Source organism: Kitasatospora sp. NPDC059795, from assembly GCF_042732175.1.
In the GTDB taxonomy this organism is placed as follows: domain Bacteria; phylum Actinomycetota; class Actinomycetes; order Streptomycetales; family Streptomycetaceae; genus Kitasatospora.
This window is the reverse complement of record NZ_JBHWID010000024.1, coordinates 40055-54659: the sequence shown is the minus strand read 5'-3', so window position 1 is coordinate 54659 and position 14605 is coordinate 40055. Positions and strand designations below refer to the sequence as shown.

Here is a 14605-nt window from a genome sequence, read left to right as displayed (position 1 = left end):
TCGGTGCCCCCGACGCCTAGGCCCGGGCGGAGTCCTCGCTGATGAGTGTGCCGATCTTCTCACCCTTGACCGCACGGGCGATATTGCCCTCGGCGAGCAGTTCGAAGACCAGGATCGGCAGACCGTTGTCCTTGCACAGGGTGATCGCGGTCAGGTCGGCAACCTTCAGGTCGCGGGAGATCACCTCGGTGTAGTCCAGCGAGTCGAACCGGACCGCGGCCGGGTTGCTGCGCGGGTCGGAGTCGTAGACGCCGTCGACGCCGTTCTTGCCCATCAGCAGGACGTCGGCGTGGATCTCCAGCGCGCGCTGGACGGCGGTGGTGTCGGTGGAGAAGTACGGCATGCCCATACCCGCGCCGAAGATCACCACGCGGCCCTTCTCCAGGTGCCGGATCGCGCGCAGCGGCAGGTACGGCTCGGCGACCTGACCCATGGTGATGGCGGTCTGCACACGGGTCTCCATGCCCTCCTTGATCAGGAAGTCCTGGAGCGCGAGGCAGTTCATCACGGTGCCCAGCATGCCCATGTAATCGGAGCGGGCCCGGTCCATGCCGCGCTGCTGAAGTTCGGCGCCGCGGAAGAAGTTGCCGCCGCCGATCACGATGGCGACCTCCGTCCCCGCGCGGACCACCGTGGCGATCTCACGGGCGATGGCGTGCACCACGTCCGGGTCGACGCCGAGGCCGCCTCCGCCGGCGAACGCCTCGCCGGACAGCTTGAGCAGTACCCGGCGGCGGGTGCCGTCCGGTGCGGTCTCCTGCGTCTCCTGCATGGACTTTCCCTTCTCCGCCTGCTGGTCAGCAGATCTGCAAGTGCTACTCACGCCACCGGGCGTGCGGGCCCGGTGCCGTGTACACGAGAGGAGGCCACTGCCGCGGGAACCGGTACGGTCTCCTGCACGGCAATGGCCTCCTCGTCGTTCATGGTGCCGACGCCGCCCTCATGGGGTACTGGAGGGCGCGATCGGCGCGTTCCACCGTCCCTGCGGACGGGCGCTCTCCTACCTTATGTCCGGCTCGGGGCCGGTCCTGGCGGGAGGAGCTGCGCGGAACGGTCTCAGGCGCCGACGCGGAAGCGAACGAAGCGCTTGAGGGTGACGCCGGCCTCGTCGAGGACCTTGGCGACGGACTTCTTGTTGTCCTTGGCGAACGCCTGCTCCAGGACGGAGTTCTCCTTGACGAAGCCGGTGACGCGACCCTCGACGATCTTCGGCAGGGCAGCCTCGGGCTTGCCCTCCTCACGAGCGGTGGCCTCGGCGACGCGGCGCTCGTTCTCGAGCTCCTCGGCCGGGATCTCCTCGCGGGAGAGGTACTTCGGCGCGAACGCGGCGATGTGCTGCGCGACGTCCTTGGCGGTCTCGGCGTCTTCCTTGTCGAGCTCGACGAGGACACCGATGGTCGGCGGCAGGTCCGGGTCCGACTTGTGCATGTAGACCGCGACGAAGCCGTCGTTGTCGAACTGGGCGAAGCGACGGAAGACGATCTTCTCGCCCAGGGTCGCGTTGGCCTCGTCCACGAACTGCTGGACGGTCTGGCCCGCGGCGATCTCGGAGGCCAGGGCGGCGTCCAGGTCGGCCGGGGAAGTGGCGGCAACGTGCGCGGCGATCGCGTTGGCGACCTCGACGAACTTGCCACCCTTGGCGACGAAGTCGGTCTCGCAGTTCAGCTCGACCAGGACGCCGGACTTCTTGTCCTCGGCGATCAGCGCGGCGACGGCACCGTTGGAGGCGTCGCGGCCCTCGCGCTTGGCAACGCCCTTCTGGCCCTTGATGCGAAGGAGCTCGACGGCCTTCTCGACGTTGCCCTCGGCCTCGTCCAGGGCCTTCTTGCAGTCCATCATGCCGGCGCCGGTGAGCTCACGGAGCTTCTTGACGTCCGCGGCGGTGAAGTTCGCCATGGTGTGATCTCTTCTCACGTCTCGCGTGTCTGCGTGGGAAAGTGCCGGGGCCCAGGGTTGTGGGCCTCGGCACGGGAGAGAGGGGCACCCACCGGCTCAGCCCGGCCGGTGCCCCTCACCCTGGTGGTACGTCAGGCCTGGTCGGCCTCGGCGGCCGGAGCCTCGGCCGGGGCCTCGACAGCAGCCTCGGCGGCGGGGGCCTCGGCGGCCTCGACCTCGGCGGCGGGGGCCTCGGCAGCGGGGGCCTCGGCGGCCTTCTCGCCCTCGAGGATCTCCTTCTCCCAGGCGGCCAGCGGCTGGTCGGCGCCCGGCTCGGCCTTCGCGTCGCCCTTGGCGACACCGGCGCGGGACTTCAGGCCCTCGGCGACGGCGTCGGCGATCACGCGGGTCAGCAGGGTGACGGAGCGGATCGCGTCGTCGTTGCCCGGGATCTTGTAGTCGACCTCGTCCGGGTCACAGTTGGTGTCGAGGATGGCGACGACCGGGATGTTGAGCTTCCGGGCCTCGCCGACCGCGATGTGCTCCTTCTTGGTGTCCACGATCCAGACAGCGCTGGGGACGCGCTGCATGTCGCGGATACCGCCGAGGGTCTTCTCCAGCTTGTCGTACTCGCGCTGGAGGACCAGGAGCTCCTTCTTGGTGAGGCCCGAGCCGGCCACATCCGTGAAGTCGATCTCGCCGAGCTCCTTGAGGCGCTGCAGACGCTTGTAGACGGTCGAGAAGTTGGTCAGCATGCCACCCAGCCAGCGCTGGTTGACGTACGGCATGCCCACGCGGGTCGCCTGCTCGGCGATGGCCTCCTGGGCCTGCTTCTTGGTGCCGACGAAGAGGACGCTGCCGCCGTGGGCAACGGTCTCCTTGACGAACTCGAAGGCGCGGTCGATGTAGTTCAGCGACTGCAGGAGGTCGATGATGTAGATGCCGTTGCGCTCCGTGAAGATGAAGCGCTTCATCTTCGGGTTCCAACGACGGGTCTGGTGACCGAAGTGGACGCCGCTCTCCAGCAGCTCCCGCATCGTGACGACGGCCATGTGCCGTGCTCCTCTGTGTCGCCCGGCGCGCCGCGAGGCAGGTGCGCTCTGCGGGGTGCCGGGGCTCTCGGTTGTCCGTGTCGGTCGGGCGACCGCCACGCCTGACGCCCCGACGTGCCAAGCCGCTTGGCCTGCTCGGGGCTTGCGGCCTCGGCAGGCTCGGCGGACCGAGCGGCACTCGCACCGTGCGACCGTTCCCGGAGGGGCGGCCGTTGGTGGCGGGGCGTGCGAAGTCGACCCGGCAGACCGGGTCGCGTGTGAAGTGTACGGGAAGCCCCGAGCGGCGGGCGACTCCGTGCGGTCCCGCCGCCCTGTTCAGCACCGCTGCGGGCGGCCCGGCGACCGGCGTTCACCCCTGCGGGGGACGGCAGTTGTCCACAGCCCGGGGTTTGTCCACAGCTTCCGGAATCGGCGGGTGCTACGGGCGGTCCGGCCTCCATGGTGGGGGACGCGCCCGCCGAGCGGGCTTGTCGTGGTGTGCGCCGTGTTCGCCGTGCGAGGGAGGAGGTCGGGTCGACGTGGGGCTGGTCGGGGCGTTTCGGGTGGGGGTGGCACTGGCGGTCGCGCTGGTCGCCCCGGTGCTCGCCGGTGCGGGTGCGGGTGCGGGTGCGGGTGCGGGTGCGGTCGAGCGTCCGACGGCGGTGGTGGCCGCCGTGGGGCCTGCGGCGGTGTCGGTGTCTCCCCCCGGGCCGGGGCGGGTGTGGCCGGTCGGTGACCGGTCCGGGTTGCTGCGGCGGTTCGACCCGCCTCCGGCGCGCTGGGCTGCCGGGCACCGGGGCGTGGATCTGGCGGCTGCGGCCGGGGCGACGGTGCGGGCGGCCGCGCCCGGTGTGGTGACGTTCTCCGGGCAGGTGGCCGGGCGTCCGGTCGTGGTGATCACCCACCCCGGCTCGGGCACTCCCCCGCTGCGGACCAGCTACCTTCCGGTCGCCGGGTCCGTCCCGGTCGGCACCGCGGTCGCGGCGGGCGACCGGATCGGCGAGCTGACCGGCGACTCCGGGCACTGTCCTGTCGACTGCCTGCATTGGGGCCTGCTCCGCGGCGCCCGCTACCTCGACCCGCTCGCCCTGCTCGGCACCGGCCGCGCCCGGCTGCTGCCGCTCGACGGCCCCGCCGCCGGATCAGCCCGGGGCCGGACCGGGCTCCGGCTCGACCTGGGGCGCAGCGACGGCGCCGGACCGGAGACCGTCCAGCGCGAACCGCACCGCCGTGTCGGCGATCTCCGTCCCGTCGGCGGCCTCCCTGGCCCGCTCGATCTGGCGGACCGCCGCCTCCACCACGCCCTGGAGCAGCGAGGCGGCGACGGCCGGCCTGGCGTGACCGAGCTCCTCCAGGGTGTGCACCACCATCGCGGTCAGACCGGTGTGCGCGGCCCTGATCCGCGCCCGCGCGGCATCGTCGAGTTCGTACTCGGCGACGGCCACCAGGGCGCGGTGCACCGGGTCGGTGGCCAGCGCCAACTGGCCCCGGACGTACGCCTCGATCCGCTCGGCCGCGCCGTCACAGGCAGCCATGCCGGCTTCGATCTCGGCGGCCCACAGCGGAAGGTCCACCGCGCAGAGCGCCTCCACCAGCTCCGACTTGGACCGGAAGTACTCGTACACCGAGGACCTCGCCAGGCCGGTGCGCGCAGCGAGGGCGCCGAAGTTCAGCGCCTCCCTGCCGCCTTCGGCCAACAGGACGCGCGCAGCGTCCAACAGTGCTGCCTGCTGCAACTGTCGATGCTCGGCCACCGTGGCCGCCCGGATTTTCGGCACGCACCAACTCTACGGACGCCGACGGCCGACGGGGGCGCACACCGCGCACCCGCCGACCCGTCGACCGTCGCGTCGTGGCCCGCTCTCAGCGGACGTCCGACATCTTCGCCCGCAGTTGCAGCACCGACTTGGTGTGGATCTGGCTGACCCGGCTCTCCGTCACCCCGAGCACCTGGCCGATCTCGGCGAGCGTCAGGCCCTCGTAGTAGTAGAGCGTCACCACGGTCTTCTCCCGCTCGGGCAGGGTGTTGACCGCAGAGGCCAGCAGGCGGCGCAGCTCGCGGTCCTCGGCGATCTCGACCGGGTTGTCGGCGCCGTTGTCCGGCAGCGTCTCCATCAGGGTCAGCCGGTCGCCGCCCTCGCCCGCCGAGTGCAGCAGTTCGTCGAGCGCCACCACGTTGGCCAGCGACAGCTGACTGAAGATGGTGTGCAGTTCGTCCAACGCGATGCCCATCTCCGCCGCGACCTCGGGGTCGTGCGGCGTCCGCCGCAGCCGGGCCTCCAAGGTGGCGTAGGCCCGCTCGACCGCCTTCGCCTTCTGCCGCACCGACCGCGGGATCCAGTCCAGCGCCCGCAGCTCGTCGATGATCGCGCCGCGGATCCGGCTGATCGCGTAGGTCTCGAACTTGATCGCCCGATCGATGTCGAACTTCTCGATGGCGTCGATCAGTCCGAACACCCCGGAGGACACGAAGTCCGCCTGCTCCACATTGGCCGGCAGCCCGACCCCGACCCTCCCCGCGACGTACTTCACCAGCGGCGAGTAGTGCAGGATCAGCTGGTCGCGCAGCCCCTGGTCCCCCGTCTCCTTGTACGAGCGCCACAGCGCCTTCAGCGCCGACTGGTCGCTGCCCTTCGCCCCGCCCCGCTCCCCTCCCCCGCTCGGGTTCTCCGTCCGGCCCTCCGCGACACCCGCTGCGGGCGCGGGAGTGGGCACAGGCACGGACGCGGGCGCAGGCACGGACGCGGGCGTCGGTGCCGCGGCCGGCCCGGGCAGCACGACCGACGGCGGGCCGACCGGCGACGGACCGACCGACGGCGGACCGACCGACGGCCCGGGCTGCGACGCGTCGCCTTCCGGCTCCGGCTCCGTCTCCGTCTCCGGTGCCGGGGCGGGCGTCTCCACGGAACGTTCCGCCTCCGGGCCGTTCGCCTGCCTGCGAACCTGCGAGCTCCGGACCGGAGGCTCGCCCGGTTTCACCTTCGACCGCGCGCCGCGCCTGGACTGACCACGCACCGCCCGACCGTTCGAGGCCGCCGCCTCGGCGGCGGAGGCGCTCTCCGCTGGTTCGTCGGCTGCGGTCCGCCCGAACGGCGGCCCGCCGTCGCCCGGGCGGTCGGCGCCCGGCTGTTCGGCGCGCGGCCCGCCGAACGGTGCCGACCCGCTCGGTGGACCGTCGGGCTCCTCGGTGCGCGGCCGGGGTCTGGCCGCGGAGCTCGACGGCCCTGTCTGTGGGCAGGGCAGCAGTTGGCCGTGGCGCTCGACGGGTGGGCGCGTCGAGGACTGCCGGTCCGACGGCCCCTGGGGGACGGGGGGACGGGGAAGGGGCGAGGGCGAGGCGGGACGGGCCTGGGACTGTGGGGTCGCGGTCGGGGGGGTGCCCGACCTCGTCATTCCCACGACTCCCGAGGGCCTGGCCCGCAGCTCCGCGGCGTTGCGGGTCTCGGCCCCCGTCCCGTCCGAGGACCGACCGTCACCGGTCACCCTGTGTCCGGGAATGTGAGTGGGCATGCGTTGGTCTGCGCCGTTCTGCCGAGTCATGTGCTGATAGGGACGCCATAAGGGAGCGTAGCGTGACCACGTAGCTGCACAGTGCTACCGCCACTCGGGCGTCCCCCGATCCGGTGGCAGTGGCGGGCTTCACCGGCGCGTCGCGGAACGCGCCCCGACCGGCCGCCGAGTGCGCCGTCCCCGCCGGGCCGCCGACCAGCGCAGACCTCTCCCGACACGTCGGAGCCTCCGCGTCACACTGGTTCACCGTTGTCGCCCACCCGGGCTCGGCCGCTTCGGCGCTGCTCTCAACTCACCTGGGGTTCCTTCCTGTTGACGGCGTGCTCCGTTCGGTCGACTTTCCGTGTCCGCTGTTGCGCAGATCCGATCACTTGCGTCGCACCAGCCTCCAATGCGCCCCGTGCCGCTCGACGAAACCAAGCGAGCTCAGCTCGTGCAGGTGGTGCACGGTCTCCTGGTCGGAGAGCGCGGCGTACTGGGCGAGTCGCTGCACCGGCGCGCCGTCCGCGCTCGCCGGCACCGCTTCCAGCACGCGGGCCACGGGCGGTGCCAGCGCGTCGCGCGGAAGGATCGGGCCGGCTCGCTCCGGTGCCAGGTCGTCGCCGATGGAGCCGATCAACTCGCCCACCTCGGCACCGTTGGTGACGAGCGTCGCAGCGCCGCTCCTGATCAACGCATGGACTCCTGCGGAGAGTTCGGACGTCACCTGGCCCGGGACGCCCATCGTGTGCCGGTGGAGGTCCAGGGCGCGTCGCGCGGTGCTGAGCGCTCCACTGCGCGGCGCCGCCTCGACCACGACAGTGCCTCGGGTGAGCGCCGCTATCACGCGGTTCCGCAGCACGAACCTGAACCTGGTCGGGTTCATCCCGAGCGCCAGTTCGCTCACCAGCAGCCCGGCGTCCCCGATCCGGGCCATCAGTGACTCGTTCCCGCGCGGGTAGCAGATGTCTACGCCGCTGGCCAGGACCGCGATCGTCATCCCGTTGACGGCCAGCGCGCCCAGGTGGGCCGCCGTGTCGACTCCGTACGCCGCTCCGGAGACCACCACCCAACCGCGCTCGGCCAGTTCGGAGCCGAGTTGGCCGGCGATGTGCCGCCCGTAGGCGGTGCAGGCCCGGGATCCGACGATGGCGACCGACCTCAGTGCCAGCAGGCGCAGCGAGGGAAGTCGTGGCCCCGGCCGGCCCCGGATCCACAGTCCGACCGGGCGGCCGTCTCCGAGGTCGTCCAGCTGTGAGGGCCACTCGGTGTCGCCCGGAATGATGAACTTCCCACCGAGCTTGGCGATTCGTTCGAGGTCCGTGGCCGGGTTGAACTTTCGCAGCCTCTCCTGGTAGGCGGCGATCCGGTCTGCTCCCAGCCCCAGCCGGTTCGGCGATGCTCCGTGGTAGAAGCCCTGCACCAGGCCGACCGCGCCGAGGCGTTGGATCGCCCGGCCGATGGCTGCGTCGCCCGGTTCGATCAGCCGGGTGAGCGCCGCCCTGGCCACCCGATCGGGCTCGGGCGGGTCCGGCGTGGTCGCCGCCGCGGCCCACCTGGTGGGGCGGATGGCTCGCGGGTCGCCCCGCGCCGCGCCCGTGCGAGTGGAATGACTCGCGGTGGCCGGTTCGGCGGTGCAGTGCCGGCTCGTCGTGGCGGTGGGGGCGGCATGCTGTTGGGGCGTGGGAAGTGCTGCGGTCATGGACATTCTCCAGCGGTGGTTCGGTGGGCGGGCGGTTCGGTGAGCAGGCGGTTCGGTGCCGGGTGACGGGCGGTCAGAGTTCGCCTCCCGGGTCGACATCCGTGTCGTAGTGCGGGTCGGGCCGGCGGTCGGTCGGGCGGGTGACGCGCTGGACTCCGGTGCGGAGGGTGAGCGCGGTCTGGACGTCGGTGCGGGTGGGGCGAGGCCGGCGGGCGAGGTCGGCGACCGTCCAGGCGACGCGGAGGATCCGGTCGAGGCCTCGTGCGGTGAGCAGGCCGCGGTCGAGGTCACGCTCGGCGTCGGCGAGCGAGCCGGGTGCGAGTTGCCAGCGCGTGCGCAGTTCGTGCCCGGGCACTTCGGCGTTCGTCCGCCACGGGGTGTCGGCGAGGCGAGCGGCGGCTCGGTCGCGGGCTTCCCGTACGCGTTCGGCGACCGTGGCCGTGCTCTCGGCCTTTGCTCCGTGCTGCATCAGCTCGGCTCTGCTGACCGCGGAGACCTGAACCTGGAGGTCCACTCTGTCGAGCAACGGCCCGGACAGTCTTGCCTGGTAGCGGTTGACCATGACGGGTGTGCATTCGCAGCCTTCTCCTCTCAACGAATAGCGGCCGCAGGGGCAGGGGTTGGCGGCCAGACAGAGCAGGAAGCGGGCGGGCAGCCGCATCGAGCCTGCGGCTCTGGCGATCATCACCTCTCCCGATTCGAGGGGTTGGCGCAGGGCGTCGAGGACCCGGGCCGGGAATTCGGGTGCCTCGTCGAGGAAGAGCACGCCGCGGTGGGCGAGGGAGACGGCGCCGGGTCGGGGCAGTCCCGTCCCGCCGCCCACGATGGCGGGCATGGTGGTCGAGTGGTGCGGCGCGCAGTAGGGCGGGGTGTCGATCAGTGGGCGGTCGGGTGGCAGGAGGCCGGCCACGGAGTGGATCGCGGTCACTTCGAGGGCTTGGGCTTGGGTGAGCGGCGGGAGCAGGGCGGGGAGCCGTTCCGCCAGCATGGTCTTGCCGGCTCCGGGCGGCCCTTTGAGGTACAGGTGGTGGCCGCCCGCTGCGGCGATCTCCAGGGCCTGTCTGGCTTCGTGCTGCCCGGCCACGTCGGCGAGGTCGGGTCGGCAGGCCTGGTCCGAGGTGACGTCGCGGACGCCGAGCCCGGGGAGCAGGAGTCCGGCGAACGAGGAGTCGGGGCGGCCGGTGGACGGGTCGGGCGGTTCGTCGGGGACGGGGGCGTTGGTGAGGATCGCGATGAGTTGGCGCAGGGTTCGCACCCCGAGGACGGAGACGCCCGGCACCAACTCGGCCTCGGCAGCAGTCTGTTCGGCGACCACGATCTGGCGGTAGCCGGCGTCCGCCGCGGCGAGTACTGCGGGCAGGACGCCGCGCACCGGGCGTACCCGGCCGTCCAGTCCGAGCTCGCCGATGATCAGCAGGCCGTCGATCGACGCGGGGTCGAGCCGTTCGGCGGCCGCCAGTACGGCGCAGGCGACGGCCAGGTCGTACCCGCTGCCGCTCTTGGGTACGGAGGCCGGGGTGAGGCCCACGGTCAGTTTGCGCAGCGGCCACTTCTCACCGCTGTTGGAGACGGCTGCGCGGACCCGGTCGCGAGCTTCCAGGAGGGCCTTGTCGGCGAGGCCCACCAGGCTGAAGGCAGCGAGTCCGGGTTCGAGGTCGGCCTGTACCTCGACCACGACGCCGTCCACCCCGACCAGGGCGACCGAGCAGGTACGGGCGAAGGCCATCTCACACCGCCCCGCGCAGGTGCTCGACCGCGGCGGCGCCCCTGAGGGGGTTGACCACGGCGACCAGGTCGATGCGGACTCCGCCCGGCGGCGGGGGTGCCGGACCGGTGGCCGCGACTTCGTCCGGCGGTTCGCCGTCGTCGCCCAGTTCGGCAGCCAGTGCCAGTCGGGAGAAGTGCATCGGCCAGCGTTCGGCGAGCCACCGTTCGGCAAGGTGGCGCAGTCGGTCGGCCTTGGTCCGGTCGATCGCCTCGGACGGCTGTTGGAAGCCGCGCTCGGACCTGGTCTTCACCTCGCACACCGCGAGGGTGTCCCCGTCCAGCGCGACGATGTCGAGCTCGCCCTCGGCGCAACGCCAGTTGCGCTCCAGGATGCAAAGCCCGCCCTCCGCGAGCCGGCGGGCGGCGACCTCCTCGCCGTAGCGTCCGAGGCCGCTGGTGGAAATCTTGTTGGGATTCTGCACGGCAATCACCTCCGGCCGGAAGGTTGCCGCCACGGCCGGGAAGTGGGCCACCGAAATCGCCGGACCTGTGGATAACTCGGGCCTGTGGATAACTCAGGTCGCTCGCCCGAGTGACAAATCCAAAAATGCGCTGGACAACCGGAGATCTCAGCGACCAGTCTCGGTGGCCCGGGCATCGCCGCAGGTCATTACGGTGCGGCCGCTCGGGGGAAGGGCGCGGTCGGCCGCGCCGTTCCTCGCCCACCCCGGGCGGTCGGGCCCGGGGCGCTCCCGGGCCGGCCGTTCAACCGCAGAGCGGTCAGTTCCCGAATGCGGAGTCGTCCGAGGGCAGCTCGAGATCGCTCTTCGCCAGCTCCTCGATATTCACGTCCTTGAAAGTCAGCACGCGGACCTTACGAACGAACCGGGCCGGTCGGTACATGTCCCAGACCCACGCATCCGCCATCGACACCTCGAAGAACACCTCGCCCTGCACCGAGTGCACCTGCAGGTCGTAGTCGTTCGTCAGATAGAAACGCCGCTCGGTCTCGATCACGTACTTGAACAGGCCGACGACATCCCGGTACTCCCGGTAGAGCTTGAGCTCCATCTCGGTCTCGTACTTCTCGAGGTCTTCGGCACTCATTCCAAGCGTCCCCTCACTCGTCACGTCCACCCCATTGTGGACCACCGGGCCAGTGCTCAGAGCCGTACTGGCGGTTCTGGCGGTCCTTCCGCCACAACCTGCTCGATCAACGCGGCCAGTCCGCGCGGGTACACGGTCTCCGCAGTGGTCCTCAACTCCCCCGCCGTCCACCAGCGGAGGCCCAGCAGCAGCGCATGCTCCTCCGCTCCGCTCTGGCGCAGTGCCACCGCGCGCCGACCGGTGCGGGCCAGGTGGAACCACTGTTCCTGTTCGTAGTCCCTGCCTCGGAAGGAGAACTCCACCGTGCCGTACGCAACCAGCGGTCCCCACTCCACCTCGGTCAGCCCGATCTCCTCGCCGAGTTCGCGCCGGGCTGCTTCGACCGGGCTCTCGCCCGGCTCGATGCCGCCGCCCGGCGTGATCCACCACTCGGCGCCCGGCGTGGCCGGGTCGATCCCGTGCAGCAGCAGGACGCGCCCGTCCGGATCCAGCAGCAGCACGCGAACGGCTCTGCGACGCTCGACCGCCACCTGGTTCAGCTCCGTCCTGAGGTTCTGCGCGCGTTTCCGGGCCGGCCCCGGGGTGCCGCCGGCCCCCGGTTCAGGCCTTCCGCCGCCCCTGCAGCTTGCGGCCCAGCGAGACCGCCCAGCCCGCCGCCGAGGCGAGCACGATCAGGGCCGCCCCGCCGACCGACGTCCAGGCGGCGGGCAGCAGTGCGCCCGCCTGGTGCGCACGCGGCGCACCCAGTTCGTCGAAGGCTGTGGTGCGCCCCTCCAGCCCTGCCCGGGACATCGGCAGGATCGCCGCCTCGACTCTCGCCTTCACCGCGGAGGCGGGAACGGAGCCGGAGGCCACGTCCAGGTGGCTGCGCGAGTCCAACGAGTTCCCGCGGAAGTCTCCGAGCAGGAACAGCCGCCCCTCGGGCACCGTCACCGAGAACTCGGTGGTGAGCACGGTGGCCTTCGCCAGGTACGGCTCCTCCACCCGGTGGCCGTTGACGGTGATCCGCCCCTCGCGGTCGCCGGAGACGGTGTCGCCGCCGACCGCGACCACCCGCTTGACCAGGGTGGCGTTGCCCCAGTCCGAGTCCTGGAGGACCACGATGTCGCCGCGTCCGATCGACTTCCCGTCGGCGGTGTGGGCGAGGACGGTGTCGCCGATCTGCAGTGTGGGGGACATCGACCCGGTGGGGATCTTGTAGGGCCGGTACTGGACGGCGAGCACCGCGAAACCCCCGACAAGCATCACGAATCCGATCGCGATCACCAGGCCCTGCACGATCGACGCCGAACTCCGGCGGCGAGCCGGTCGGGCCTCGGTGGGCGGTGTCCGCTCCGCGACGCTGCTCATCGGCTTCGCCCTCTCCTGGCGCTCACGCGCTCCGGGCGAGCGCTCGCTGCCGGCCCGGCCCTCGCTGTCCTGGGCTGGACAGCACTGCGGGCCGTGGCACGTGCGAGCAGACTACTCACGAGTACCACGGCCCGCGCAAGAGTCGGTCGCGGACAGGATGCGACCGGTCAGCGACGGCGCTTGCGCACCCACCACACGGCGGGGGCAGCCAGGGCCGCACCGGCCAGCGGCGGGGCGAGCGGCCCGCCGGCCGCCAGACCCTTCTGGTCGAAGGTGTCGGGGACGGGCAGCGTCGCCCAGTCACCGATCGGCCAGGCCACCACGAACGCGCGGCCGACGACGTTTCCGACCGGCACGGTGCCGCCGCCCGGCTGGTCCATGTGGTACCGGGAGTCCAGGGAGTTGGCGCGGTGGTCGCCCATCACCCAGATCCGACCGTCCGGCACCTTCACCGGACCGAACGGCTTCTCCCCGCACGGGGTGTTGCCGGCGAAGATGTACGGCTCGTCGAGCGCGAGGCCGTTCACCTTGACCGGGCCGGACCCCTGGCACTCGACGGTGTCGCCGCCGACCGCGATGACGCGCTTGATCAGATCCTTCTCGTCACTGGACGGCATCAGCCCGATGAAGCTGAAGACGTCCTGGATGCCACGCACGAAGGAGTTGCTGCTGCGCTGGGCGGGCTCGTCGTTCAGCCAGCCGCCCGGGTCCTTGAACACCACCACCTCACCGCGCTCCGGCTCCGAGCCGAACCACGGGGTGAGCTTGTCCACCAGCACGCGGTCGCCGACCTGCAGCGTGTTCTCCATCGAACCCGACGGAATCGAGAACGCCTGGACGAAGAAGGTCTTGATCACCAGGGCCAGGATCAGGGCGATGCCGACCAGGATCGGCAGTTCCTTCCAGAAGGAGCGCTGCTTGGGAGCCTTCTTGGCCCTGCCCGACGATTCCGAATCGCCCTCCTCCGCCGCGTCGGACTCGGCCGCCCGCAGGGCGTCACCGTCCTCCACGTGCCGGCCCTCGGCATTGCCCGAAGGCTCACCGTCGGGCTCCGGAGCACCTGAGCGGGCACCGATCACCAGATCCCCCACGACATCTCCTCCCTGCTGTGCGGACGCCTGCGCGCCCGCGCTCACCAGTGCCGCACAGCGGGCACCACACTCTGCGATCGATCGAAAACCCGCCTCTGGCTTGCCCTACTCGGGCACGCCCGACACCAGGCCGGAACCGAGCACTTCAGCACTTCTCTATCACTCCCGGTCGGCCAGCCCGTGTTTCCACGCGCCGACCGGAACATCAGTCAGCCATCGGCCCGGCCCGACGGCGCGCTCTCCACCGCCGAACAACGACCGGGAGGACGCCCAACACACCCATAACGAGCGGGGGTTCCGCAGGAATCGGCCCAACGGCGGATGATCCTGCCACTCGCACCGGCAGAGAGGAGAGTGAATCGGAAACACCCAGTTGACCGAAGTGGGAGAGCGGCCATGCGACCACGAACGCACGGCCGACCACGTTCCCCACCGGCACGGTCCCGGAACCCGGATTGCCCATGTGGTAGCGGGAGTCCGCGGACAGATCGCGGTGGTCCCCCATCACCCAGATCCGGCCCTGAGGAACCGTCACCTTGAAGGTGATCCGCGACGGCACGTTGCCCGGCGCGATGTACGGCTCGTCCACCGGGGTGCCGTTCACGCTCAGTCGGCCCTGGGCGTCGCAGCACTCCACGGTGTCGCCGGCGACACCGATCACCCGCTTGATCAGATCCCGCTCGTCGTCGGAAGGAAGGAGTCCCACCGCGGAGAACACCGACTTCGCCCGGTGCAGCACGGACCCGTCGGGGGACGACGTGCGGTCGTTCTCAAGCCAGCCGCCCGGGTCCTTGAAGACCACCACCTCGCCGCGCTCCGGCTCCGAGCCGAACCACGGGGTGAGCTTGTCCACCAGCACGCGGTCACCGACCTGCAGGGTCGGTTCCATCGAACCGGAGGGAATGACGAACACCTGGACCAGAAAGGTCTTCAGCACCACGGCGATGACCAGCGCCACCAGCACGATCACCGGCAACTCGCGAAGAAAGGAGTGCCGACCACGGCGCGCGACCCGCTTGGCAGTGCGCCGCCGCTCGGCGCGGCCCCTCCCGGGCCGGCCGCCCATGGCGCCGTCACCACCGTCCTCGGCCGCGCCCTCCACCCCGCCGTCCTCGGCCGTGCCCCCGACCCCACCGGTCCTGTCGGCGTCGTCGACTCCGCCGGAGTCCTCGGGAGCAGGGTCGGGCAGGTACACGGATTCCGGCGGCTCCTGGGGCGAGTCGTGGTCGGGGCGGCCCCCGGTGCCCGCCGTG

13 protein-coding genes and 1 pseudogene are annotated in these 14605 nt (G+C 71.4%); 1 reads left to right on the top strand and 13 read right to left on the bottom strand.

What is annotated here, in order from left to right; translation table 11 throughout:
* Nucleotides 1-16 precede the first annotated feature (16 nt).
* The 3 genes from pyrH to rpsB form a co-directional block, all read right to left on the bottom strand.
* Complete coding sequence (gene pyrH / locus ACFV4P_RS32665) at nt 17-772, bottom strand: UMP kinase (RefSeq protein ID WP_073813889.1); 756 nt, start codon at nt 770-772, stop codon at nt 17-19.
* Nucleotides 773-1056: 284 nt separating this feature from the next.
* Nucleotides 1057-1896: a translation elongation factor Ts gene (gene tsf / locus ACFV4P_RS32660; protein ID WP_380477122.1), complete on the bottom strand. Its 840-nt coding sequence runs from the start codon at nt 1894-1896 to the stop codon at nt 1057-1059.
* Between the two features lie 131 nt (nt 1897-2027).
* Entirely contained in the window at nt 2028-2927 is a 900-nt protein-coding gene (gene rpsB / locus ACFV4P_RS32655) for a 30S ribosomal protein S2 (RefSeq protein ID WP_380477121.1), read from the bottom strand.
* Between the two features lie 5 nt (nt 2928-2932).
* On the opposite strand from rpsB, the pseudogene ACFV4P_RS32650 reads away from it, so the two are divergent.
* Nucleotides 2933-3976, top strand: a pseudogene (locus tag ACFV4P_RS32650) (M23 family metallopeptidase); the annotation flags it as partial.
* Nucleotides 3977-4048: 72 nt separating this feature from the next.
* Here ACFV4P_RS32650 and ACFV4P_RS32645 read toward each other — a convergent pair.
* From ACFV4P_RS32645 to lepB (ACFV4P_RS32600), 10 genes are all read right to left on the bottom strand, one after another.
* Entirely contained in the window at nt 4049-4642 is a 594-nt protein-coding gene (locus ACFV4P_RS32645) for a TetR/AcrR family transcriptional regulator (RefSeq protein ID WP_380477120.1), read from the bottom strand.
* A gap of 127 nt (nt 4643-4769) precedes the next feature.
* Nucleotides 4770-5627 (bottom strand): RNA polymerase sigma factor WhiG, encoded by an 858-nt coding sequence (gene whiG / locus ACFV4P_RS32640; protein WP_380477119.1) that lies wholly within the window; start codon nt 5625-5627, stop codon nt 4770-4772.
* Between the two features lie 1156 nt (nt 5628-6783).
* Entirely contained in the window at nt 6784-8097 is a 1314-nt protein-coding gene (gene dprA / locus ACFV4P_RS32635; RefSeq protein WP_380477118.1) for a DNA-processing protein DprA, read from the bottom strand.
* 73 nt (nt 8098-8170) lie between these two features.
* Nucleotides 8171-9823, bottom strand: coding sequence for a YifB family Mg chelatase-like AAA ATPase (locus tag ACFV4P_RS32630; protein ID WP_380477117.1), 1653 nt, complete (start codon nt 9821-9823; stop codon nt 8171-8173).
* A 1-nt stretch (nt 9824) separates the two neighbouring features.
* Nucleotides 9825-10295, bottom strand: a complete 471-nt coding sequence (locus ACFV4P_RS32625; protein WP_380477140.1) for a YraN family protein — start codon at nt 10293-10295, stop codon at nt 9825-9827.
* Between the two features lie 289 nt (nt 10296-10584).
* Entirely contained in the window at nt 10585-10911 is a 327-nt protein-coding gene (locus ACFV4P_RS32620; protein WP_030458804.1) for a DUF2469 domain-containing protein, read from the bottom strand.
* A gap of 56 nt (nt 10912-10967) precedes the next feature.
* A complete protein-coding gene (locus ACFV4P_RS32615; protein ID WP_380477116.1) occupies nt 10968-11441 on the bottom strand; it encodes an NUDIX hydrolase in 474 nt (157 codons plus the stop codon).
* A gap of 70 nt (nt 11442-11511) precedes the next feature.
* Nucleotides 11512-12261: a signal peptidase I gene (gene lepB, locus ACFV4P_RS32610; RefSeq protein WP_380477115.1), complete on the bottom strand. Its 750-nt coding sequence runs from the start codon at nt 12259-12261 to the stop codon at nt 11512-11514.
* A 167-nt stretch (nt 12262-12428) separates the two neighbouring features.
* On the bottom strand, nt 12429-13352 hold the full coding sequence (lepB, locus tag ACFV4P_RS32605; RefSeq protein ID WP_143200316.1) for a signal peptidase I: 924 nt from the start codon (nt 13350-13352) through the stop codon (nt 12429-12431).
* A gap of 205 nt (nt 13353-13557) precedes the next feature.
* A complete protein-coding gene (gene lepB, locus ACFV4P_RS32600) occupies nt 13558-14547 on the bottom strand; it encodes a signal peptidase I (RefSeq protein WP_380477114.1) in 990 nt (329 codons plus the stop codon).
* Nucleotides 14548-14605 lie beyond the last annotated feature (58 nt).

Coding starts and splice junctions, on each gene's coding strand:
- pyrH (WP_073813889.1), bottom strand. CDS start 772: ATGCAGGAGACGCAGGAGACCGCACCGGACGGCACCCGCCGCCGGGTA.
- tsf (WP_380477122.1), bottom strand. CDS start 1,896: ATGGCGAACTTCACCGCCGCGGACGTCAAGAAGCTCCGTGAGCTCACC.
- rpsB (WP_380477121.1), bottom strand. CDS start 2,927: ATGGCCGTCGTCACGATGCGGGAGCTGCTGGAGAGCGGCGTCCACTTC.
- dprA (WP_380477118.1), bottom strand. CDS start 8,097: ATGACCGCAGCACTTCCCACGCCCCAACAGCATGCCGCCCCCACCGCC.
- ACFV4P_RS32630 (WP_380477117.1), bottom strand. CDS start 9,823: ATGGCCTTCGCCCGTACCTGCTCGGTCGCCCTGGTCGGGGTGGACGGC.
- ACFV4P_RS32620 (WP_030458804.1), bottom strand. CDS start 10,911: ATGAGTGCCGAAGACCTCGAGAAGTACGAGACCGAGATGGAGCTCAAG.
- lepB (WP_380477115.1), bottom strand. CDS start 12,261: ATGAGCAGCGTCGCGGAGCGGACACCGCCCACCGAGGCCCGACCGGCT.